The sequence below is a fragment of the Pseudomonas sp. GW822-FHT05A08 genome (genome assembly GCF_058800485.1).
This window is the reverse complement of sequence record NZ_CM179511.1, coordinates 3,943,851-3,963,734: the sequence shown is the minus strand read 5'-3', so window position 1 is coordinate 3,963,734 and position 19,884 is coordinate 3,943,851. Positions and strand designations below refer to the sequence as shown.

The window sequence follows — 19,884 nt, the reverse complement described above, 5'->3', positions numbered from 1 at the left end:
AGAGTCATCCTATGTCCCTACGTAATATGAATATCGCGCCTCGAGCTTTCCTCGGTTTTGCGTTCATCGCGTTGCTGGTCATCGCGCTGGGTGTGTTCGCCGTCAACCGCATGTCGATCATCCGACAGGCCTCCCTGGAAATGGAAAGCAACCAACTGCCCAGCGTAGGGTTCCTCGGCAACGTCACCGAAAACGTGCTGCGCCTGCGGATTCTCTCGTTCCGGGTACTGGTCAACCGCGAGCCGGCCGGCCTGCAGGAAGCGCAGACGCGCATTGGCGTGCTGGTGGACAAGCTCAAGCAGGCCCAGGCCAGCTACGCCGCCTTGCCGGCGGGGGAAGAGGAAGTGGCCCTGTACAAGACCTTCGCGGCCACCCTGGAAAAGTACCTGCAAGCGCAGAACGACATGCTGGAGCTGTCGCGACAGAACAAGCTCGAGGAGCTGCGCACCCTGATCAATACGCGGATCAAGGACGGCACCGACCAGATGGGCGAACAGCTGAACAAACTGGTGGCGATCAACAAGGCCGGGGCCACCCAGGCGTCTGACCTGGCCGGTGAGCATTACCACGGCGCCATCACCGGCATCATCGCCGTGGCGGTGGTCGCGGCCCTGCTCACGGTGGTGCTGGCCCTGCTGCTGACCCGCAGCATCGTCACCCCGTTGAACCGCGCGCTGCTGGCCGCGCAGACCATCGCCGCGGGCAACCTGACCCAGGCCATCGAGGTCGACGGCAAGGACGAGCCGGCCCGCCTGCTGGTGGCGCTGAACGAGATGCAGGGCAACCTGCGCAAGACCATCGAGCAGATCTCCGGCTCGGCCACCCAGTTGGCCTCGGCCTCGGAAGAACTCAGCGCGGTCACCGAGGAAGCCTCCCGTGGCTTGCAGCAGCAGAACAACGAAATCGAACAGGCGGCCACCGCCGTCAACGAAATGACCGCCGCCGTGGAAGAGGTGGCGCGCAACGCCGTGTCGACCTCCGAAGCCTCGCACCAGTCGACCCAGGCCGCCCGTGAAGGCCGCGACCGGGTGGTGGAAACCGTCGACGCGATCCAGACCATGACCCACGACGTGCAGAGCACTTCGGTGATGATCGAAGGCCTGGCCACCCAGGGCCGCGACATCGGCAAGGTGCTCGACGTGATCCGCGCTATCGCCGAGCAGACCAACCTGCTGGCCCTCAACGCGGCCATCGAGGCGGCCCGCGCCGGCGAGGCCGGGCGCGGTTTCGCGGTGGTGGCCGACGAAGTGCGGGCGCTGGCCCATCGCACTGCGCAATCGACCCAGGAAATCGAAAAGATGGTCGCCGGCATCCAGAACGGCACGGGCGAGGCGGTGCAGTCGATGCAGCAAAGCAACCAGCGCACCCAGAGCACCCTGGAAATGGCCCGCGCCGCCGGCGTGGCCCTGGAGCAGATCGCCGAATCGATCAACCTGATCAACGAGCGCAACCTGGTGATTGCCAGCGCCTCCGAAGAGCAGGCCCAGGTGTCCCGCGAGGTCGATCGCAACCTGGTGAATATCCGCGACCTGGCCACCCAGTCGGCCGCCGGGGCCAACCAGACCAGCGCCGCCAGCCATGAGCTGTCGCGCCTGGCGGTGGATTTGAATGCGATGGTGGCGCGCTTTGTGATTTGAGTTAGGGTTGTTGGAATGCGTGCCCAAGGAGAGCGAGATGCGCTATTCAGCCCTGACCCAACGGATCGCCGGCGAAGGTGCCGCGGCCTGGCAGATTCACTACCGCGCCCTGGAGCTGCGCGAGGAGGGCGTCGATGTGCTGCTGACCATCGGCGACCCGGATTTCGACACCCCGCGGCCGATCGTCCAGGCCGCCATCGATAGCCTGCTGGCGGGCGACACCCACTATTCGGAGGTGCGCGGCAATCGTTCGCTGCGCACCCGCATCGCCCACCGCCATGCCACCCGCAGCGGCCAGGCGGTGGGCGCCGAGCATGTGGTGGTGTTGCCGGGGGCGCAATGCGCGGTGTTCTCCGTGGCCCAGTGCCTGCTCGACCCCGGCGACGAGGTGCTGGTGGCCGAGCCGATGTACGTCACCTACGAAGGGGTGTTCGGTGCCTGCGGGGCCAAGGTGTTGCCGATTCCGGTGCGCCCGGAGAACGGTTTTCGTGTCGAACCCTCCGTGGTCGCCGCGCGTATCACGCCGAAGACCCGCGCGCTGATGCTCAACAGCCCGAACAACCCCTCCGGCGCCAGCCTGTCCCGGGAAACCTGGCAGGCCCTGGCGCGCCTGTGCGTCGAACACGACCTGTGGCTGATTTCCGACGAGGTCTACAGCGACCTGCTGTTCGACGGCGAGCACATCAGCCCCGGCAGCCTGCCGGGCATGGCCGAACGCACGGCGACCATCAACAGCCTGTCCAAGTCCCATGCCATGACCGGCTGGCGGGTCGGCTGGGTGGTGGCGCCCCAGGCCCTGGCCGGGCACTTGAGCCATCTGGCGCTGTGCATGTTGTACGGGCTGCCGGATTTCGTGCAGAACGCCGCGGTGGTGGCGCTGGACGCCGACCTGCCGGAACTGGAACAGATGCGCGAGGAATATCGCCAGCGCCGCGACCTGGTATGCGCGCAACTGAGCCAATGCCCGGGGTTGAAGCCGGTCAAGCCCGATGGCGGCATGTTCGTCATGGTCGATGTGCGGGAAACCGGCCTGGGCGCCCAGCAATTCGCCGAGCTGCTGCTGGAAGGGCACGGCGTCTCGGTGCTCGCCGGCGAGGCCTTCGGCCCCAGCGCGGCGGGGCATATCCGTATCGGCCTGGTGGTGGATCAACAGCGTCTGGCGGACGCCTGCCAGCGGATCGTGCGTTGCACCCAGGACCTGCTCGAAGGCCGAACCTCAAAACGCCGCTGAGCCTGTAGCCGCTGCCGCAGGCTGCGATCGACCGGAAGAACGGTCGTGGCGATCGTCGAAACGCCGCTGCCCCTGTAGCCGCTGCCGTAGGCTGCGATCGACCGGAACGGTCGTGGCGATCTCCAGGACGCCGAGGTCCTGCGGACCTATCGCAGCCTGCGGCAGCGGCTACAGGGTGGATCGGACGGTCGGGCAGCTACAGCGTCACACCGCGGCCTTGCGCCGCTCCCAGGCCTGGGGGTTGACCAGGTTGGCCGGACGCTGACCGGCCAGGGCCGCCAGCAGGTTGTCGACCGCGCAGCGGGCCATGGCCTCGCGGGTCTCGAAGGTCGCCGAGCCGATGTGCGGGGTGGCCACCACATTGTTCAGTTGCAACAGCGGCGAGTCGTGACCCAGGGGTTCGCGCTCGAACACATCCAGCCCGGCCGCGCGAATCCGCCGTTGCTGCAAGGCTTCGATCAGCGCCTGTTCGTCCACCACCTTGCCCCGGGAAATATTGATGAAGATGCTTTCCGGACGCATCAGGGCGAACTCTTCGCGGCCGATCAGGCCCAGGGTCTGGTCCGTCAGCGGCAGGGTCAGGCAGATGAAGTCGGCCTGTTGCAGCAGCTCCGGCAGGCTGCAGTAGCGGGCGCCGAAACGCTGTTCCACTGCCGGTTTCGGGCTGTTGCTGTGGTAGATCACCGGCATGCCGAAGCCGAAATGACCGCGCTGGGCCAGGGCTTCGCCGATCCGCCCCATGCCGATGATGCCCAGGGTCTTGCCGTGCACGTCGCTGCCGAAATGCAGCGGGCCGATATTGCGGTTCCACTGGCCGGCGCGCACCAGGTTGGCCAGCTCCACCACGCGCCGGGCGCTGGCCAGGATCAGGGCGAAACCGGTGTCGGCGGTGGTTTCGGTGAGCACATCCGGGGTGTTGCTGAGCAGGATGTCGCGGCGGGTCAGGTAGTCGATGTCGTAGTTGTCGACGCCCACCGAGACGCTGGCCACCGCTTCCAGGCGTGGCGCCAGGTCCAGCAGCTCGGCGTCCAGGCGCAGGCTGGCGCCGAGCAGGCCCTGGGCGGCGGGCAGGGCGTTACGCAGTTTGGCCAGGCCCTGGGCGCCGAGGTCCTCGATCAGGGTCACCTGGGCCTGCTCGTGCAGGCGGGCCATCAGCGGCGGCGAGAGTTTCTTGTACAGCACGACCTGTTTTTTCATGGGGTTCACCTTGTTCGATTCAGGAATGCGCCAGGCGGCGACGTACCGGCAGCGCGCTGCGCTGGCGGTCGCTGGCGCCCGGGTTGAGAAAGAGGGTCAGCAGCACCGACAGCAGCAGCGCGCCGCTCATCAGCAGGTAGGAGGCGCCGGGCGAGCCGGTGGCGCTGTTCAGGTAGCCCACCAGGTAGGAACCGCCGAACGAACCCAGGGCGCCCATGCTGTTGATCAGCGCCATGGCGCCGCCGGCGACGTTGGCCGGGAGGATCTCCGGGACGATGGCGAAGAACGGCCCGTAAGGCGCGTACATGCAGGCGCCGGCGATCACCAGCAGGCTGTAGGACCACCAGAAGTGCTCGGCGCCCAGCAGGTAGGAGCCGTAGAAGGCGAAGGAGGCGATCAGCAGCGGCGGCCAGACGAAACGCTTGCGCTTCTGGATCCGGTCCGAGCCCCAGGACACCCCGAGCATGGCGATCACCGCAGCCAGGTAAGGCAGCGCCGACAGCCAGCCGGCCTCGACCATGTCCATCTGCGCGCCGTGCTTGAGGATCGACGGCAGCCACAGCACGAAGCCGTAGACGCCGATGCTCCAGCAGAAGAACTGCAGGGCGAGGATGATCACCTTGGGCGAGCGGAAGGCTTCGGCGTAGTTCTTCACCGCCTTGATGCCCACCTGTTCGGCGGCCAGGGCGCTTTCCAGGTCGTGTTTTTCCTGGTCGCTGAGCCACTTCGCCGCGCTCGGGCGGTCATCGGCCAGGCGCCACCAGATAAAGGCCCAGAGCACCGCCGGCAGGCCTTCGATGATGAACATCCAGCGCCAGCTGAAATGCTCCACCAGGTACCCCGAGACCACCGACATCCAGAGCATGGTCACCGGGTTGCCGAGGATCAGGAAGGTGTTGGCCCGCGAGCGTTCGGCCCGGGTGAACCAATGGCACAGGTAGACCAGCATCGCCGGCATCACCGCGGCTTCGACCACCCCGAGCATGAAGCGGATGGCGATCAGCCAATAGGCGTTGGACACCACGCCGGTGAGGGTGGCCAGGCCGCCCCAGAGGATCAGGCTGACGAAGATCAGCTTCTTGACGCTGTGTTTTTGCGCGTAGATCGCCCCCGGTACCTGGAAGAAAAAGTAACCGAGGAAGAACAAGGCGCCGAGCAGGGACGACAGGCCCGGGGTGATCATCAGGTCGGCGGCCATCCCGGAGGCGGCGGCGAACCCATAGTTGGCGCGGTCCAGGTACGCCAGGCTGTAGGTGATGAACACGATGGGCATGATGTACCACCAGCGGCGGGTGGCGAGTTTCAGCGTTTGCATAAGGGTGCTCCTGAGCTTGTTGTTTTTGTCGCAACAGGTAACGCGTTGGTTCAATCAGGCGGTGTTGTTTTCACGGTTTTATCGCGAGCAAGCTCGCTCCTACAGAACTTGCGCAGCCACTGTAGGAGCGAGCTTGCTCGCGATCGGTCGCGCAGCGACCGTCGGTAATTCATCGCGGCTCGGCAGGCCTTCCATGTCACCGCGGCTCTGCACCGCGCGGCTGCCGATCCAGTTGGCGCGCTGCACCGCTTCGGCGACGCTGTGGTTTTCCAGCAGGGCGCTGATCAGGCCGACGGCGAAACCGTCGCCGGCGCCCACGGTGTCGACCACCTGGGTCACCGGTACGGCCTCGACGAAACCTTCGTGCAGCTGGGTGCGGTAGTAGGCGCCATGGGCACCGAGCTTGATCGCCACGACCTCGACGCCCTGGTCCAGGTAAAACGCCGCGATATCGGCCGGGTCTTCATAGCCGGTCAGCAGGCGGCCTTCGCTCAGGCCCGGCAGCACCCAGTGGGCGAGCACGGCCAGGCGGTTGATTTCGTCGATCATCAGTTGTTCGCTGCCCCATAGGCCGGGCCGCAGGTTCGGGTCGAAGGACACGCTGCGGCCGGCCGCGCGCATCTTGCTCATCAGGCTGTGGGACAGGTCACGGGCCGAGGTCGAGAGCGCCGGGGGAATGCCGGTGGCGTGCAGGTGCCGGGCGCGCAGCAGCTGGGGGGCGATGTCGGCGACGCTCAGGTGGCTGGCCGCCGAACCGCGGCGGAAGTACTCCACCCGCGGATCGTCGCCGTGCTCCTCCAGGGACTTGAGCTGGAAACCGGTGGGATGTTGCCGGTCGGTGGCGACGTAGCGGCAGTCCACGCCTTCGGCCTGCAGGCTGTCGACGACGAAGCGCCCCAGGGAGTCGGCGCCGACCCGGCTCAGCCAGCCGACCTTGAAACCCAGGCGCGACAGGCCGATGGCCACGTTGCTGTCGGCGCCGGCGATGCGTTTGTGGAAGTGGCCGACCCGGGCCAGGTCGCCGCTCTGTTCGGCGACGAACATCGCCATGGTTTCACCGAACGACAGGATATCGAGCTCAGACATGGGCGTGCTCCAGGCGGGACTGGCCGAGGCGGGCGAGGGTGGCGACGTGTTCGCGGGTCAGCTGCACCAGGTCTTCGCCTTGCAGCGGGTACTCCACGGCCCGGGTCACACCTTGAGTCATGTGCCGCAGCAATTGTTCCCACAGGTGCAGGTCGGCCATGCCCGGCGGTATCGCCACCAGCTTGCCGTCGGCGCGCCGGGCCACGGCCTTGCAGTGCACGTAGCCGACATGCCGGCCGAGCAGGCGCGCGGCGGCGGAGGCGGACTGGTCCTGCCACTGCCAGTTGCCGATATCGAAGGTCATCTGCACCGGCAGGCGGTGGCGCTCGACCTCGGCGAAGAAGCGCTGGAAGGGTTCGATGCGCCCGCCGTGCAGGGTCTGGTCGTTTTCCACCAGCAATTGCACCGGGGACTGCGCCAGCAGCAGGGCCAGCTGGGGCAGGTCGTTGTGCTCGGTGAAATACCCCAGGGAAACCTTGAGGCTTTTCGCGCCGAAGGCTTCGGCCCGTTGCAGCGCCTGTTCCAGCAGCGGGTTGGCTCGGGAACGCCCGGCCACCCAGAGTTCCAGCGGCGAAGAAAACACGCTTTCCAGTTGCCGCTCGCGGGTGGCCCGGGCCAACTGGGACGGGTCTTCGACGGTCAGCAGCTCTTCGCGCCATTCGATGCGCGACGCGCCGGCGGCGGCCAGCACCTCGATGAAACTGCCTTGGCCCTGCTCACGGACGCGGTCGGCGCCGTAGCTGGACAGGCTGATGGAGACAGGCGATTTATTCATGGTCATGGCCTCTGAAACCGGTTTCATTTCTTTGCAAAAAAAAGCGTAAAGTTTGCTGCCTGCATTCCGTTGCTTGCCGCATTCCCTGTAGCCGCTGCCGCAGGCTGCGATCGGCGGCGTAGCCGTGGTAACCCGGCCGAAGCGTTTTCCAGGCAGATCGCAGATACAGGTTTTGCGGCAACTGCGTTGCCGATCGCAGCCTCGCTGGCTCGGCAGCGGCTACACCGGCACCGCGATTCCCGAGTCGATCAGTGGTTACAGAGATCCTCGCTGTCGGGTGGAACCGCGGACGATCAGCTCGGCCGGGAAATCCAGCACCCGCAGCGGCTCGACATCGCCGCGCAAACGCTTGAGCAGGCACTCGAAGGCGCTGGCGCCGATGCGTTCGGTGGGTTGGGCGAGGGCGGTGATGCCGCTGCCCACCAGCGGATACCAGTCGAGGTCGTCGAGGGCGATCAGGCCGATCTCGTCGAACAGCGGGCAGCCCAGCTCGCGCAAGGCCCGGGTCGCGGCCAGGGCGGCGACGCCGTTGGCGCAGAACAGCGCTTTCGGGCCATGGCCGGGGGCGGCGAGGAACTGTTGCAGTTGCTGGTTCAGCGCGGCGCCGGTTTCCACCGCCGCGCCTTGCAAGGCCGGGCGTTGCTCGATCTGCGCCTTGAAACTGTTGCTGCGCTCGATCCGCGAGCTGGTGCCGTCATGGGGTTCGCTGACCAGCAGCAGGTCGCGGTAGCCGCGTTCTTGCAGATGTTCGATGGCGCTGCGCACGGCTTGCGGGTTGTCCAGGCCGACCAGGTCGCTGTGCAGTTGCTCGACCTTGCGGTCCACCAGGACCATGGGCATTTCCCGGTGCAGTTCGCGCAGTTCGTCCAGATGATGGCCCAGGGTGTTCACGATCAGGCCTTCGATGTTGTACGAGCGCAGGTTGGCCAGGTGCTGGCGCTCCTGCTCGTCGTCGCGGTCGGTGTTGCACACCACCAGGCTGTAGCCGTGCTGGCGGCAGGCGGTTTCCACGCCATGCATCACGGCAATCGAATAGGGGTTGCGGATATCGGCCACCAGCATGCCGATCAGGCGCGTGCGCCCGCGTTTCAGGCCACGGGCCATCTGGTTCGGGCGGTAGCCCAGCTCGGCTATTGCCTGTTCGATGCGCAGGGCGATGGCATCGGAGAGCAGGGCGCGGTCTTCGCCGATAAAGCGCGACACGCTGGCCTTGGAGACCCCGGCGCGTTCGGCGACATCGAGCATGGTGACGCGGCTGCGCTGGGCGGCGGAAAAACTGTTCACGGGCGGCGACCTGTCTTTGGCGTTCTTGTTATGGGGTGTATCCGCTCCAGGTGCGACGTTCTGCCGCATCGCTGAAACCGGTTTCAGGAAACAGCAAAGCGCTTTCGCCGTCAAGCGCGATCAGCGCCAGCGGCATGAAAAAAATGTCATGCAGTCGATCGTGGGCGGTCTTCTTCGGCAGAGGAGGTGTCTGGCACCTGCGTTGCAGGTGATCGCGGGCAAGCCTCGCTCCTACGGGGGGAAGTCATGCGCGTGACGGGCTCTTCGTAGGAGCGAGGCTTGCCCGCGAAAAGGGCCGCGCGGTTTCGCTGAAGAAAGACTATCCGAGGCAGGCCCGCAGGTAGTCGAGCAGGGCGCCATACAGCGCATCCACCTCCGGCGCCAGGCCCCGGGCGCGCAGGCAGCCATGCACCAGGCCGAGGCCCGGGTACAGCTGGCTGTGGCCGTCGGCGGCCAGCAGTCGCTGGTGATACAGCTCGCCGTCGTCGCGCAGCGGGTCGAACTGCGCCAGGGCGATAAAGGCGGCGGGCAGGCCGCGCAAGTCCGTGGCCAGCAAGGGCCGGGCATAAGGCGAATGCCGTTCCGGGCCGGGCAGGTACAGGGCCTGGTAGGCGTCCAGGTCGTTGCTGCCGAGCAGCGGCGCGTCGGCGCACTGGCTGCGCGAGGGCAGGTCGGCGCCTCCGCCGAGGCCGGGGTACAGCAGCACCTGGGCGGCTGGCAGCTGTTCGCCGGCATCGCGCAGGGCCAGGCACAAGGCCGCGGCGAGGTTGCCGCCGGCGCTGTCGCCGATCACCAGCTGCCGCCGGGCATCCAGGGCAAAGGGGCTGGCGCCGGCCTGCAAGGCGCGCCAGGCCGCCAGGCAATCGTCGAAGGCGGCGGGGAACGGATGTTCGGGCGCCAGGCGGTAATCCACGGCAATCACCAGCACCTGCAACTGCGCCGCCAGGTAGGCGGTGATGAAGTCGTGGGAATCCAGGTCGCCCACCACCCAGCCGCCACCGTGCAGGTACAACAGGCAAGGCCAGCCGTCCGCGGGCATCGGGTGGGCGGGGCAATAGGCACGTGCCGGCACCCCGGCCAGTTGCAATTCGCTGACCCGCAGGCCCTCGGGACGGGGCGGGGTGAAGGCACGGCACATGCGGCTGTAGCTGTCGCGCAGGCCCTTGAAGCTGTTGTCGGGGCTGGTGAAGCTCAGGGTGCGCTCGACGAAGGCGACGAGTTGGGGGGAGAGCGGGTAGTGGCGCATGGCTGGAGGTGTCCGTTGTCTGGAAGAGGGCCATCGCGAGCTGGCTCGCGATGAGACCGGCAGGACGCCACTATTTCAGGCTGGCCTGCACCGCCGCCACGCCGTCCTTGCCCTCGAAGCTGCTGACCCCGGCCAGCCAGCGTTGCAGGTCTTCGGGGTGCTCGCGCAGCCATTGCCGCGCCACGTCCTGGGGCGTCTTGCGTTCCATGATCGGCACCATCAGCTGGCTTTCCTGGGCCGCGCTGAAGGTCAGGTTCTGCAGCAGGCGCTGGACGTTGGGGCAGCGCTCGGCGTAGTCCGGCGCGGTGACGGTGGACACCCTGGCCGCGCCTTCGTTGGGCCCGTAGACGTCTTCGCTGCCGGTCAGGTAGGCGATTCGCATGTTGATGTTCATCGGGTGCGGGGTCCAGCCGACGAAGACCACGAACTCCTTGCGGTTGATCGCCCGTTGCACCGCCGCGAGCATGCCGGCCTCGCCGGACTCCACCAGCTTGAAGCCCTTGAGGCCGAAGCGGTCGCTGTCGATCATCGTCTTGATGGTGGTGTTGGCGCCGCTGCCGGGCTCGATGCCATAAATCTTGCCGCCCAGTGGCTCCTTGAAGCGGGCGATGTCGGCGAAGGTCTTCAGGCCCGCGGTGGCGACATAGTCCGGCACGGCGAGGGTGGCCTGGGCGTCGGCCAGGCTCGGTTGGTCCAGGACCTTGACCTGCCCGGCCTCGAGGAACGGCGCGATGTTCTTGTCCATCGCCGGTTGCCAGTAGCCGAGGAAGACGTCCAGGCGCTTGTCGCGGATGCCGGCGAAGATAATCTGCTGCACGGCGCTGGTCTGTTTGCTGTCGTAACCCAGGCCGGTCAGCAGCACGTCGGCCATGCCGCTGGTGGCGATGACGTCGGTCCAGTTGACCACGCCCATGCGCACGGTCTTGCAGGAGGCGGGCTCGCTGGCCCAGGCATTGGCGCTGAGCAGCAGGGCGCCACAGAGCAGCGGGAGACAAGGCTTGAACAGGGTTTTCATCGGAGGGTCTCGTTCGGCAGGTCGTTATTGTCGGGGGCGGCGTCTTGTTGCGCCGTGCCCACCACTTTAGGTAACCCTGATCGTTATGAAAGCGCCCTGAGGCGACTGGCTTTTGCACTGGGGCGACGGCGGCCAGCCTCTTCAGGCCCACAGGCTCGCCCAGGCCGAGACCAGCAGCAACAGTGCCATGCCCTGGTTGAAACGCTGCAGGGCCAGCGGCGAACGCAGCAGCCGGGCGGAGCCGGCGCCGAGCAGCGCCCAGGCGCCGAGGCAGGGCAGGGACACCAGGAAAAACACCAGCGACAGGTACAACACCTGGTCCTGGCGTTCGCTGCCGTTGCCGGCGAACACGCTGATCACGGCCAGGGCCATCATCCAGGTTTTCGGGTTGACCAGTTGCAGGCTGGCGGCGCCGAGCAGGCCCAGGCGCCGGTGGTGGGTGTCCGCTTGTGGGTCGAGGGACGCGGCCGGGGCACGGAAGATCTGCCAGGCCAGGTAGCTCAACCAGATCACCCCGGCCCAGCGCATGGCGCTCGGCAGGCCGGGCACTTCCATCAGCGTGCGGCCGAGGCCGCTGCCCACCAGCACGACTATGCCGGCGGCGGCCACGCAGGCGCCGACAACGATCGGCAGCGCGGCCTTGAAGCCGTAGCGGGCGCTGTTGCTCAGCACCAGGATATTGGTCGGCCCCGGGGTGATCGAGGCCACGAAGGCGAACAGCAGGAAGGGCAGCAGGCTAGGCAGGGAAGGCAAGAAGGAGAACATCGTGGGCAGGCTCCAGTGAAGATCGAGGGAGGCGATCTTCGCCGGTGCGGGTTCAGGCGTCTGGAAGGTTTGAGCAGCGCTTGCGGTAGGCCGCCGGGGTCAGGCCATAGGCGCGGACGAACCAGCGGCCCATATGGCTCTGGTCGGCGAACCCCAGGGCCATGGCCACCTCGGCCGGCTGTTCGCCGCGGGCCAGCAGGCGCCGGGCCTTGGCCAGGCGTAATTGCACCAGGTAGGCGTGGGGCGGCAGGCCATAGGCGGCCTTGAAGGCGCGGGTCAGGCGGAAGCGATCGACGCCGCAGACCGCGCCCAGCTCGTCCAGGCTGATGTCCTGCTGGGCGTGGGCATGCAGATAATCCCGGGCCTTGTGCGCCACCAGGGGCAGGCGCGGGTCTGCGTGGTAGCGCTTGCGCCAGTGCAGGTGGCCGGTGAGCTGGTCGAGCAACTGGTCCATGGCGCTCTGGCGGACGATGCGCAGCTCGCCGTGGTGCAGGCTGTGGAAGGCATTGCTGGTGGCCAGGGCCAGGCGCTGGTCGCTGGCCAGGGTGGTGGCGAAACTCAGTTGGCTGTCGGCCGGCGCCTCTTCGAACAGCGCGCTCAGTTCACGCTCCAGCCAGTGCGGGTCGAGGTACAGCATGCGGTAGGTGAAGCCGCTTTCGGTAGGGGCATCGCCGTCATGGATTTCCCCGGGCTCGAGCAGGAACACCTTGCCCGGGGTGCTGTGAAAACGCTCGCGCCGGCAGTGGAATTGCTGCACGCCTTCTTCGGTCACGCCCACCAGGTAGCTGTCATGCCAGTGAGGGTCGTAGGCATGGCCGGTGAAATGGGCGCGCAGGGTTTCGATGCCGGTGTCGGCGTCCTGGGCCAGATCGATCCAGTTGTGCGCGTTCATGAAGTGTCCGTGGCAAGGGCGAGCGTGACAGTTAGCACCCGCCGGCCAGGGCGGGTCTAGAAGATTTGTGCGGCTTCAACCGAACAGCCCGGCGGCGATGTTGATGGAAAACCCGAGGATCGCGGTGTTGAACAGAAAGCCGATCAGCGACTGGGCCAGGACGATCTTGCGCAGCTCGCGGGTGGCGACGCCGACGTCGGAAGTCTGCACCGCCACGCCGATGGTGAAGGAGAAGTACAGGAAGTCCCAGTAATTGGGGGTGGTCAGGCCTTCGGGAAAGCGCAGGGCCGGGTCCTTGCCGTTCCAGGTGTAGTAGAGGCGGGCGTAGTGCACGCTGAAGATCACCCCGATCAGCAGCCAGGAGCCGATCACCGTGAGGCCGGTAAAGGCGTAGTGCAGCAGGCGCCGGCCGGTTTCCAGGTCCTTGCTGCCGGACAGCGAGAGGGTGATGGCGGCGAGGCTGGCGATGGCCGCGATGCAGACCATGAGCAGTACCAGCCCGGCGTTTTCGTCCTCGACCTCGGCAATGCGTTTCACATCGTCGGCCTTGGAGCGCGCGGTGAGCCAGCACATCAGCGCCAGGTAGCTCCAGACCCCGGCGTTCCAGCCGATGAGAATCTTGCTGATCAGGGTGTCGGCCGGCACCAGGACGCCCGCGGCCAGGCCGATAAGGGCGCCGATGGTCAGGCGAGGGTGGGTACGTACAAGAAGGGACATGGCGGCTCGCAGTGGCGGATTTGCCGCAAACCTTAGCATGCCGTCGCCGCAGGGGCGGGGCCCCTGCGGTTACATGGCTCTTGTGTAGGAGCGAAGCTTGCTCGCGATGAGTCTTCAACGATGGCTTGATAAGCCTTCAACGATCACGCGGTACGCTGAAGACCCGCCGCCGCATGACTATTCGGCCGCTCCTGGCGCCGTGACGCTCACCGCTTGTTTGCCGTTGCGCCTGACCAGCCTCATCACCACCACGAAGAACACCGGCACGAATACCACCGCCAGGGTCGCGGTGATCATGCCGCCGATCACCCCGGTGCCGATGGCCTGCTGGCTGGCCGAACTGGCGCCGCTGGCGATGGCCAGGGGCACCACGCCGAGGATGAACGCCAGCGAGGTCATGACGATCGGCCGCAGGCGCAGGCGCGCGGCCTGCACCGTGGCGTCCACCAGGTCGTGGCCTTCGTCGTACAGGCTCTTGGCGAACTCGATGATCAGGATCGCGTTTTTCGCCGACAGGCCGATGATGGTGATCAGCCCGACCTTGAAGAACACGTCGTTGGGCATGCCGCGCAGGGTCACTGCCAGCACCGCGCCGAGCACACCCAGGGGCACTACCAGCAGCACCGAGGTCGGAATCGACCAGCTCTCGTACAGCGCCGCCAGGCACAGGAACACGATCAGCAGCGACAGCCCGAGCAACAGCGGCGCCTGGCTGCCGGACAGGCGTTCCTGCAACGACAGGCCGGTCCATTCCTGGCCCAGGCCGGTGGGCAGCTGGCTGACCAGGCGCTCGATTTCCGCCATGGCCTCGCCGGTGCTGTGGCCCGCGCTCGGCTCGCCGGAAATGCTGATGGCCGGGTAGCCGTTGTAGCGGGTCAACTGGGTCGGGCCCTGGGTCCAGCGCGCCTGGGCAAAGGCCGACAGCGGCACCATCTTGCCGAGGTTGTTGCGCACGTTGATCTTCAGCAGGTCTTCCACCTGGCTGCGTCGATCGCCCTCGGCCTGGACCACCACCCGCTGCATCCGCCCCTGGTTGGGGAAGTCGTTGATGTAGCTGGAACCGACCGCGGTGGACAGCACATTGCCGATGTCGGCAAAGGACACGCCCAGGGCGTTGGCCTGCTTGCGGTCGACTTCCAGGTGCACCTGCGGCGCCTCGGCCAGGGCACTTTCGCGCACGTTGACGAGGATCGGGCTCTTTTCCGCGGCGGCCAGCAAGTCGGTGCGGGCCTGCATCAGCGCGGCATGGCCGAGGCCGCCGCGGTCCTGCAGGCGGAACTCGAAGCCGCTGGAGGTGCCCAGGCCGTCCACCGGCGGTGGCAGCACGGCGTAGGACACCGCGTCCTTGATTTCACTGAAGGCGGCGTTGGCCCGGTCGGCGATGGATTGCGCCGAGTCGTCGCTGCCGCGTTGCGACCAGTCCTTGAGGGTGGTGAAGGTCAGTGCGGCGTTCTGCCCGCTGCCGGAGAAGCTGAAGCCGAGAATCACCGTGCTGTCGCCGACCCCCGGTTCGCTGGCGTTGTGCGCCTCGATCTGTTCCACCACCTGGATCGTGCGGTTCTTGCTCGCGCCCGGTGGCAGCTGGATGTCGGTGATGGTGTAGCCCTGGTCTTCCACCGGCAGGAACGAAGAGGGCAGGCGGCTGAACAGCAGCCCCAGGCCCACCAGCAGCACGCCGTACACCAGCAGGTAGCGGCCGCAGCGTTTCAGCGCATAGGCGACCCAGCGCTGGTAGCCGTCGCTGAGGTTTTCGAAGCGCCGGTTGAACCAGCCGAAGAAGCCGCCTTTTTCATGGTGCTCGCCCTTGGCGATCGGCTTGAGCAGGGTGGCGCACAGGGCCGGGGTCAGGGTCAGGGCGAGGAAGGCCGAGAACAGGATCGAGGTGGCCATCGACAGCGAGAACTGCTGGTAGATGACGCCCACCGAACCCGGCATGAAGGCCATCGGCAGGAACACCGCCACCAGCACCAGGGTGATGCCGACGATGGCGCCGGTGATCTGTTGCATCGCCTTGCGCGTCGCCTCCCTGGGCGACAGGCCCTCGCTGGCCATGATCCGTTCGACGTTCTCCACCACCACAATGGCGTCGTCCACCAGGATGCCGATGGCCAGGACCATGCCGAACATGGTCAGCACGTTGATCGAGAAACCCAGCGCCAGCATGGTGGCGAAGGTGCCCATCAGTGCCACGGGCACCACCAGGGTCGGGATCAGGGTATAGCGGATGTTCTGCAGGAACAGGAACATCACCGCGAACACCAGCAACATGGCTTCGCCCAGGGTGTAGACCACCTTGGTGATCGAGACCTTGACGAAGGGTGAGGTGTCGTAGGGGATCTTGTATTCCACGCCGGCCGGGAAGTAGCGCGACAGCTCGTCCATCTTCGCCCGGATCAGGGTCGCGGTGCTCAGGGCGTTGGCCCCCGGCGACAGCTGCACGCCGACCGCAGTGGAAGGCTTGCCGTTGAGGCGAGTGGAGAACTGGTATTCCTGGCTGCCGACTTCCACCCGGGCGACGTCGCCGATGCGCACGGTGGAGCCGTCCGGATTGGCCCGCAGGACAATGTCGGCGAACTCTTGCGGGGTCGACAGCTGGCCCTTGACCAATACCGTGGCGGTGATTTCCTGGCTCGAGTGGCTCGGCAGGTCGCCGATGCTGCCGGCCGAGACCTGGGCGTTCTGCGCGACGATCGCCGCGTTGACGTCGGCCGGGGTCAGGTTGAAGCCGATCAGCTTCTGCGGGTCGATCCACACCCGCATGGCGCGCTCGGCGCCGTACAGCTGGGCCTTGCCGACCCCGTCCAGGCGGCGGATCTCGTTCATCACGTTGCGCGCCAGGTAATCGCTGAGCGCGGTGTCGTCGAGCTTGCCGTCGCTGGAGGTGAGGGTGATCAGCAGCAGGAAGCCGGCCGAGACCTTTTCCACCTGCAGGCCTTGCTGAGTCACCGCTTGCGGCAGGCGCGGCTCCACTACCTTGAGGCGGTTCTGCACGTCGACCTGGGCCATTTCCGGGTTGGTGCCCGGCTGGAAGGTGGCGGTGATGGTGGCGCTGCCCAGGCTGCTCTGGGACGAGAAGTACAGCAGGTGGTCGGCGCCGTTGAGTTCTTCCTCGATCAGGCTGACCACGCTTTCGTCCACGGTCTGCGCCGAGGCGCCCGGGTACACGGCGTAGATCTCGATGCTCGGCGGGGCGACGTTGGGGTACTGCGCCACCGGCAACTGCGGGATGGAAAGGGCGCCGGCCAGCAGGATAAACAGGGCGACCACCCAGGCGAACACCGGACGGTCGATAAAGAATTGCGGCATGAGGGTTCCTACCTACTGTCCAGTGGTCTGGGCAAGGGGAAGAGGGCTGTCGTCGATCTGCACCTTTTCGCCCGGACGGGCGTGCTGCAGGCCCTCGACGACGATACGGTCGCCGGCCTTGAGGCCGTCGCTGACGATCCAGCGGTCCTGTTGCACGGCGCCCAGTTGCACCGGACGCTGCACCACCCGCTGCTCGGCATCCACCAGCAGCACCTGGGCGATGCCGGCGCTGTCGCGCTGGATGGCCCGCTGCGGCACGCTGATGCCCTGGCGGTTCACCGCCTGCTCCAGGCGTACGCGAATGAAGCTGCCGGGCAGCAGGTCGAGGTCCGGGTTGGGGAACTCGCTGCGCAGGATGATCTGGCCGGTGCTCGGGTCGACGCTGAGGTCGGCGAACAGCAGCTTGCCCGGCAGCGGGTAGAGGCTGCCGTCGTCCTGGATCAGCGTGGCCTTGGCCTGGTCCTGGCCGACCTGCTGCAACTGGCCGGCGCGGAAGGCGCGGCGCAGGTCGTTGAGCTCGCGGGTCGACTGGGTGAGGTCGGCGTGGATCGGGTCCAGTTGCTGGATCAGCGCCAGCGGCGTGGTTTCGTTCTGGCCCACCAGTGCGCCTTCGGTGACCAGGGCGCGGCCGACGCGCCCGGAAATCGGCGCGGTGACGGTGGCATAGCCCAGGTTCAGCCGGGCGCGCTGCACGGCGGCCTGGTTGGCGGCTACGTCGGCGGCGGTCTGGCGCGCATTGGCCCGGGCGTTGTCGTATTCCTGGGCGCTGATGGCCTGGTCTTCGATCAACTGGGCGTAGCGCTGCTCCTGCAAGCGGGCCTGGAAGGCGTTGGCCTCGGCCTTGCGCAGGCTGGCCAGGGCGCTGTCGAGGTCGGCCTTGAACGGTGCCGGATCGATGCGAAACAGCACGTCGCCCTGCTTGACGTCGGTGCCTTCGCGGAAGGTCCGTTGCAGCACCACCCCGGCCACCCGTGCGCGCACCTCGGCGATACGCGGCGCGGCGATGCGCCCGCTCAGTTCGCTGCTGATCGACAGCGGGCGAGTCTCGACGGTTTCGATCCGGACCTTGGCCAACGGCGCCTGTTCTTCGGCGGTGGAGGCCTGGTCGCAAGCGCTCAGCGCGGCTGCCAGCAACAACAGGCAGAACGGCGCAAACAGGTTTTTCGACATGCTGATACCCCAATGATGACTGCGGCATGCTAAGGGCATGCCGCCAGGACCGCTGTGAAGCTGTGTAGGTGCTGTGTGAAAAAGTGTGAAACGAATGCTCGGGCGGGCGCGAGGTTGTATATCCTTTGTGTCTCGCTGATCGGGCGACGGCTTCCCAGGGAACATTCTAAGGAACGTTGTCGCTGTGTTTTTATTCACTCAAAGACTTCAATCCCCATGCCCAACATCCTTCTGGTCGAAGACGACTCCGCGCTCTCCGAACTGATCGCCAGTTACCTGGAGCGCAACGGCTATCAGGTCAATGTCATCAGCCGCGGCGACCAGGTGCGCGAACGGGCGCGGGTCAACCCGCCGGACCTGGTGATTCTCGACCTGATGCTGCCCGGCCTGGACGGCCTGCAGGTCTGCCGCCTGCTGCGGGCCGATTCGGCGTCGCTGCCGATCCTGATGCTGACCGCCCGTGATGATAGCCATGATCAGGTGCTGGGTCTGGAAATGGGCGCCGACGATTATGTGACAAAGCCTTGCGAGCCGCGGGTGCTGCTGGCGCGAGTGCGCACCCTGTTGCGCCGCAGCAGCCTCGGCGAGCCGCAGACTGCCAGCGACCGGATCCTCATGGGCAACCTGTGCATCGACCTGTCGGAGCGCACCGTGAGCTGGCGCGACCAGCTGGTGGAGCTGTCCAGCGGCGAATACAACCTGCTGGTGGTGCTGGCCCGGCATGCCGGCGAGGTGCTGAGCCGCGACCAGATCCTGCAACGCCTGCGGGGCATCGAGTTCAACGGCACCGACCGCTCGGTGGACGTGGCGATTTCCAAGCTGCGGCGCAAGTTCGACGACCATGCCGGCGAGGCGCGCAAGATCAAGACCGTGTGGGGCAAGGGTTACCTGTTCAGTCGTTCCGAATGGGAATGCTGAGTCGATGCTGAGAATCCTGATTCGCCTGTACCTGGTGACCATCGTCTCGTTCAGCGCGGCGATCTACCTGGTGCCGGAGCTGGTGGTGAAGGTCTTCCACGAGCGTTTCGTCACTTACAACCTGGATTATTCCCGGGGCCTGCAGACCCTGATCGTCAAGCAGTTTCGCGGCGTGCCCTCAGAGCAGTGGCCGGCCCTGGCCGCGGAAATGGACCAGGAATTCCAGCCGCTGCACATCGTCCTGACCCGCAACGACGATGCCGATTTCACCCTGTACGAGCGCGAACGCCTGCAACGCGGCGAGAACGTGGTGCGGGTCGGCGACTGGGGCTGGCGCACCCTCGCGGTGGCGCCGCTGGACGAGCAGATGGCGGTGCAGATGGTGGTGCCGCCGGACCCGATCGACGTCAGCCTGCTGTACTGGAGCATCAACGTGCTGATCGGCGCGACCATGCTCGCCTGCCTGTTGCTCTGGCTGCGGCCGCACTGGCGCGACCTGGAGCGTCTGAAACACGCCGCCGAGCGTTTCGGCAAGGGTCATTTGAGCGAGCGCACGCAGATCCCCTCGAGCTCCAATATCGGCAGCCTGGCCAATGTCTTCGACACCATGGCCGGCGACATCGAGAACCTGCTGAACCAGCAACGCGACCTGCTCAACGCGGTGTCCCACGAGCTGCGCACGCCCTTGACCCGGCTCGACTTCGGCCTGGCGCTGGCGCTCTCCGACGACCTGCCGGCCACCAGCCGCGAGCGCCTGCAAGGGCTGGTGGCGCATATTCGCGAGCTGGACGAACTGGTGCTCGAGCTGCTGTCCTACAGCCGTCTGCAGATCCCGGCGCAGTTGCCGGAGCAGGTCGAGGTGTCGCTGGACGAGTTCATCGACAGCATCCTCGGCAGCGTCGACGACGAACTGGAATCCCCGGACATCGTCATCGATGTGCTACTGCACGGCAGCCTGGAGCGCTTCAGCCTCGACCCGCGGCTGACCGCCCGGGCGATCCAGAACCTGCTGCGCAACGCCACGCGCTATTGCGAAAAGCGTATCCAGGTGGGGGTGCACGTCAGCGAGCGCGGCTGTGAAATCTGGGTCGACGACGATGGCATCGGCATTCCCGACGACGAGCGCGAGCGGGTGTTCGAACCCTTTTACCGCCTGGACCGCAGCCGCGATCGCGCCACCGGCGGCTTCGGCCTCGGCCTGGCCATCAGCCGCCGGGCCCTGGAAGCCCAGGGCGGGACCCTGACCGTCGAAGCCTCACCGCTGGGCGGCGCGCGTTTTCGCCTGTGGCTGCCGATGCCGGCCTGAGCCTTGCCGGGCACCCCCGGCGAC

General features: G+C 66.6%; 16 protein-coding genes and 1 pseudogene. 5 read left to right on the top strand and 12 right to left on the bottom strand.

The annotated features are described in order from the left end of the window. Positions 1-11 precede the first annotated feature (11 nt). The 3 genes and pseudogenes from AC3RCP_RS17635 to AC3RCP_RS17625 all read left to right on the top strand — a co-directional run. Positions 12-779 (top strand): annotated as a pseudogene (locus AC3RCP_RS17635) (MCP four helix bundle domain-containing protein); the annotation flags it as partial. Beyond that, positions 774-1,637: a methyl-accepting chemotaxis protein gene (locus AC3RCP_RS17630; protein WP_371356829.1), complete on the top strand. Its 864-nt coding sequence runs from the start codon at positions 774-776 to the stop codon at positions 1,635-1,637. The pseudogene AC3RCP_RS17635 and the gene AC3RCP_RS17630, both read left to right, overlap by 6 nt. 37 nt (positions 1,638-1,674) lie before the next feature. Then, positions 1,675-2,868 carry a pyridoxal phosphate-dependent aminotransferase gene (locus tag AC3RCP_RS17625; protein ID WP_492571286.1) on the top strand — a complete coding sequence of 398 codons (1,194 nt, stop codon included), beginning with the start codon at positions 1,675-1,677 and terminating at the stop codon, positions 2,866-2,868. Between the two features lie 204 nt (positions 2,869-3,072). Here AC3RCP_RS17625 and AC3RCP_RS17620 read toward each other — a convergent pair whose 3' ends face one another. The 12 genes from AC3RCP_RS17620 to AC3RCP_RS17565 all read right to left on the bottom strand — a co-directional run bounded on the left by AC3RCP_RS17620 (position 3,073) and on the right by AC3RCP_RS17565 (position 17,636). Continuing rightward, the gene (locus AC3RCP_RS17620) at positions 3,073-4,065 is read right to left on the bottom strand and encodes a 2-hydroxyacid dehydrogenase (RefSeq protein WP_492571287.1); all 993 of its coding nucleotides are present in this window, start codon (positions 4,063-4,065) and stop codon (positions 3,073-3,075) included. A 19-nt stretch (positions 4,066-4,084) separates the two neighbouring features. After that, positions 4,085-5,380 carry an MFS transporter gene (locus AC3RCP_RS17615; RefSeq protein WP_009044177.1) on the bottom strand — a complete coding sequence of 432 codons (1,296 nt, stop codon included), beginning with the start codon at positions 5,378-5,380 and terminating at the stop codon, positions 4,085-4,087. A 99-nt stretch (positions 5,381-5,479) separates the two neighbouring features. Then, complete coding sequence (locus AC3RCP_RS17610; RefSeq protein WP_492571288.1) at positions 5,480-6,466, bottom strand: sugar kinase; 987 nt, start codon at positions 6,464-6,466, stop codon at positions 5,480-5,482. Further along, positions 6,459-7,241, bottom strand: coding sequence for a sugar phosphate isomerase/epimerase family protein (locus AC3RCP_RS17605; RefSeq protein WP_101339439.1), 783 nt, complete (start codon positions 7,239-7,241; stop codon positions 6,459-6,461). The genes AC3RCP_RS17610 and AC3RCP_RS17605 overlap by 8 nt, the downstream gene beginning before the upstream one ends. A 255-nt stretch (positions 7,242-7,496) precedes the next feature. Beyond that, positions 7,497-8,525, bottom strand: a complete 1,029-nt coding sequence (locus tag AC3RCP_RS17600) for a LacI family DNA-binding transcriptional regulator (protein ID WP_492571289.1) — start codon at positions 8,523-8,525, stop codon at positions 7,497-7,499. 319 nt (positions 8,526-8,844) lie between these two features. Beyond that, complete coding sequence (locus AC3RCP_RS17595; protein WP_492571290.1) at positions 8,845-9,771, bottom strand: alpha/beta hydrolase; 927 nt, start codon at positions 9,769-9,771, stop codon at positions 8,845-8,847. Between the two features lie 70 nt (positions 9,772-9,841). Further along, positions 9,842-10,786 (bottom strand): choline ABC transporter substrate-binding protein, encoded by a 945-nt coding sequence (locus AC3RCP_RS17590; RefSeq protein WP_087090633.1) that lies wholly within the window; start codon positions 10,784-10,786, stop codon positions 9,842-9,844. Between the two features lie 141 nt (positions 10,787-10,927). Beyond that, on the bottom strand, positions 10,928-11,551 hold the full coding sequence (locus tag AC3RCP_RS17585) for a LysE family translocator (RefSeq protein ID WP_101338172.1): 624 nt from the start codon (positions 11,549-11,551) through the stop codon (positions 10,928-10,930). Positions 11,552-11,603: 52 nt separating this feature from the next. After that, the gene (locus AC3RCP_RS17580; protein WP_114761028.1) at positions 11,604-12,443 is read right to left on the bottom strand and encodes an AraC family transcriptional regulator; all 840 of its coding nucleotides are present in this window, start codon (positions 12,441-12,443) and stop codon (positions 11,604-11,606) included. Positions 12,444-12,518: 75 nt separating this feature from the next. Beyond that, positions 12,519-13,160, bottom strand: a complete 642-nt coding sequence (locus tag AC3RCP_RS17575) for a DUF1345 domain-containing protein (RefSeq protein ID WP_007923170.1) — start codon at positions 13,158-13,160, stop codon at positions 12,519-12,521. Between the two features lie 177 nt (positions 13,161-13,337). Beyond that, positions 13,338-16,466 (bottom strand): multidrug efflux RND transporter permease subunit, encoded by a 3,129-nt coding sequence (locus AC3RCP_RS17570; RefSeq protein ID WP_492571291.1) that lies wholly within the window; start codon positions 16,464-16,466, stop codon positions 13,338-13,340. Between the two features lie 12 nt (positions 16,467-16,478). Continuing rightward, entirely contained in the window at positions 16,479-17,636 is a 1,158-nt protein-coding gene (locus AC3RCP_RS17565) for an efflux RND transporter periplasmic adaptor subunit (RefSeq protein WP_087090641.1), read from the bottom strand. Positions 17,637-17,852: 216 nt separating this feature from the next. On the opposite strand from AC3RCP_RS17565, the gene AC3RCP_RS17560 reads away from it, so the two are divergent. Together AC3RCP_RS17560 and AC3RCP_RS17555 are read left to right on the top strand one after the other, a co-directional pair. Continuing rightward, complete coding sequence (locus AC3RCP_RS17560) at positions 17,853-18,554, top strand: response regulator (protein ID WP_009044166.1); 702 nt, start codon at positions 17,853-17,855, stop codon at positions 18,552-18,554. 4 nt (positions 18,555-18,558) lie between these two features. Next, on the top strand, positions 18,559-19,860 hold the full coding sequence (locus AC3RCP_RS17555; RefSeq protein WP_007926529.1) for an ATP-binding protein: 1,302 nt from the start codon (positions 18,559-18,561) through the stop codon (positions 19,858-19,860). The last annotated feature ends 24 nt before the right edge of the window (positions 19,861-19,884 follow it).

Excerpts from the sequence above, each read along its gene's own strand:
- AC3RCP_RS17630 (WP_371356829.1), top strand. The coding sequence starts at position 774 with ATGCAGGGCAACCTGCGCAAGACCATCGAGCAGATCTCCGGCTCGGCC.
- AC3RCP_RS17625 (WP_492571286.1), top strand. The coding sequence starts at position 1,675 with ATGCGCTATTCAGCCCTGACCCAACGGATCGCCGGCGAAGGTGCCGCG.
- AC3RCP_RS17620 (WP_492571287.1), bottom strand. The coding sequence starts at position 4,065 with ATGAAAAAACAGGTCGTGCTGTACAAGAAACTCTCGCCGCCGCTGATG.
- AC3RCP_RS17615 (WP_009044177.1), bottom strand. The coding sequence starts at position 5,380 with ATGCAAACGCTGAAACTCGCCACCCGCCGCTGGTGGTACATCATGCCC.
- AC3RCP_RS17610 (WP_492571288.1), bottom strand. The coding sequence starts at position 6,466 with ATGTCTGAGCTCGATATCCTGTCGTTCGGTGAAACCATGGCGATGTTC.
- AC3RCP_RS17605 (WP_101339439.1), bottom strand. The coding sequence starts at position 7,241 with ATGAATAAATCGCCTGTCTCCATCAGCCTGTCCAGCTACGGCGCCGAC.
- AC3RCP_RS17595 (WP_492571290.1), bottom strand. The coding sequence starts at position 9,771 with ATGCGCCACTACCCGCTCTCCCCCCAACTCGTCGCCTTCGTCGAGCGC.
- AC3RCP_RS17590 (WP_087090633.1), bottom strand. The coding sequence starts at position 10,786 with ATGAAAACCCTGTTCAAGCCTTGTCTCCCGCTGCTCTGTGGCGCCCTG.
- AC3RCP_RS17585 (WP_101338172.1), bottom strand. The coding sequence starts at position 11,551 with ATGTTCTCCTTCTTGCCTTCCCTGCCTAGCCTGCTGCCCTTCCTGCTG.
- AC3RCP_RS17580 (WP_114761028.1), bottom strand. The coding sequence starts at position 12,443 with ATGAACGCGCACAACTGGATCGATCTGGCCCAGGACGCCGACACCGGC.
- AC3RCP_RS17575 (WP_007923170.1), bottom strand. The coding sequence starts at position 13,160 with ATGTCCCTTCTTGTACGTACCCACCCTCGCCTGACCATCGGCGCCCTT.
- AC3RCP_RS17570 (WP_492571291.1), bottom strand. The coding sequence starts at position 16,466 with ATGCCGCAATTCTTTATCGACCGTCCGGTGTTCGCCTGGGTGGTCGCC.
- AC3RCP_RS17565 (WP_087090641.1), bottom strand. The coding sequence starts at position 17,636 with ATGTCGAAAAACCTGTTTGCGCCGTTCTGCCTGTTGTTGCTGGCAGCC.
- AC3RCP_RS17560 (WP_009044166.1), top strand. The coding sequence starts at position 17,853 with ATGCCCAACATCCTTCTGGTCGAAGACGACTCCGCGCTCTCCGAACTG.
- AC3RCP_RS17555 (WP_007926529.1), top strand. The coding sequence starts at position 18,559 with ATGCTGAGAATCCTGATTCGCCTGTACCTGGTGACCATCGTCTCGTTC.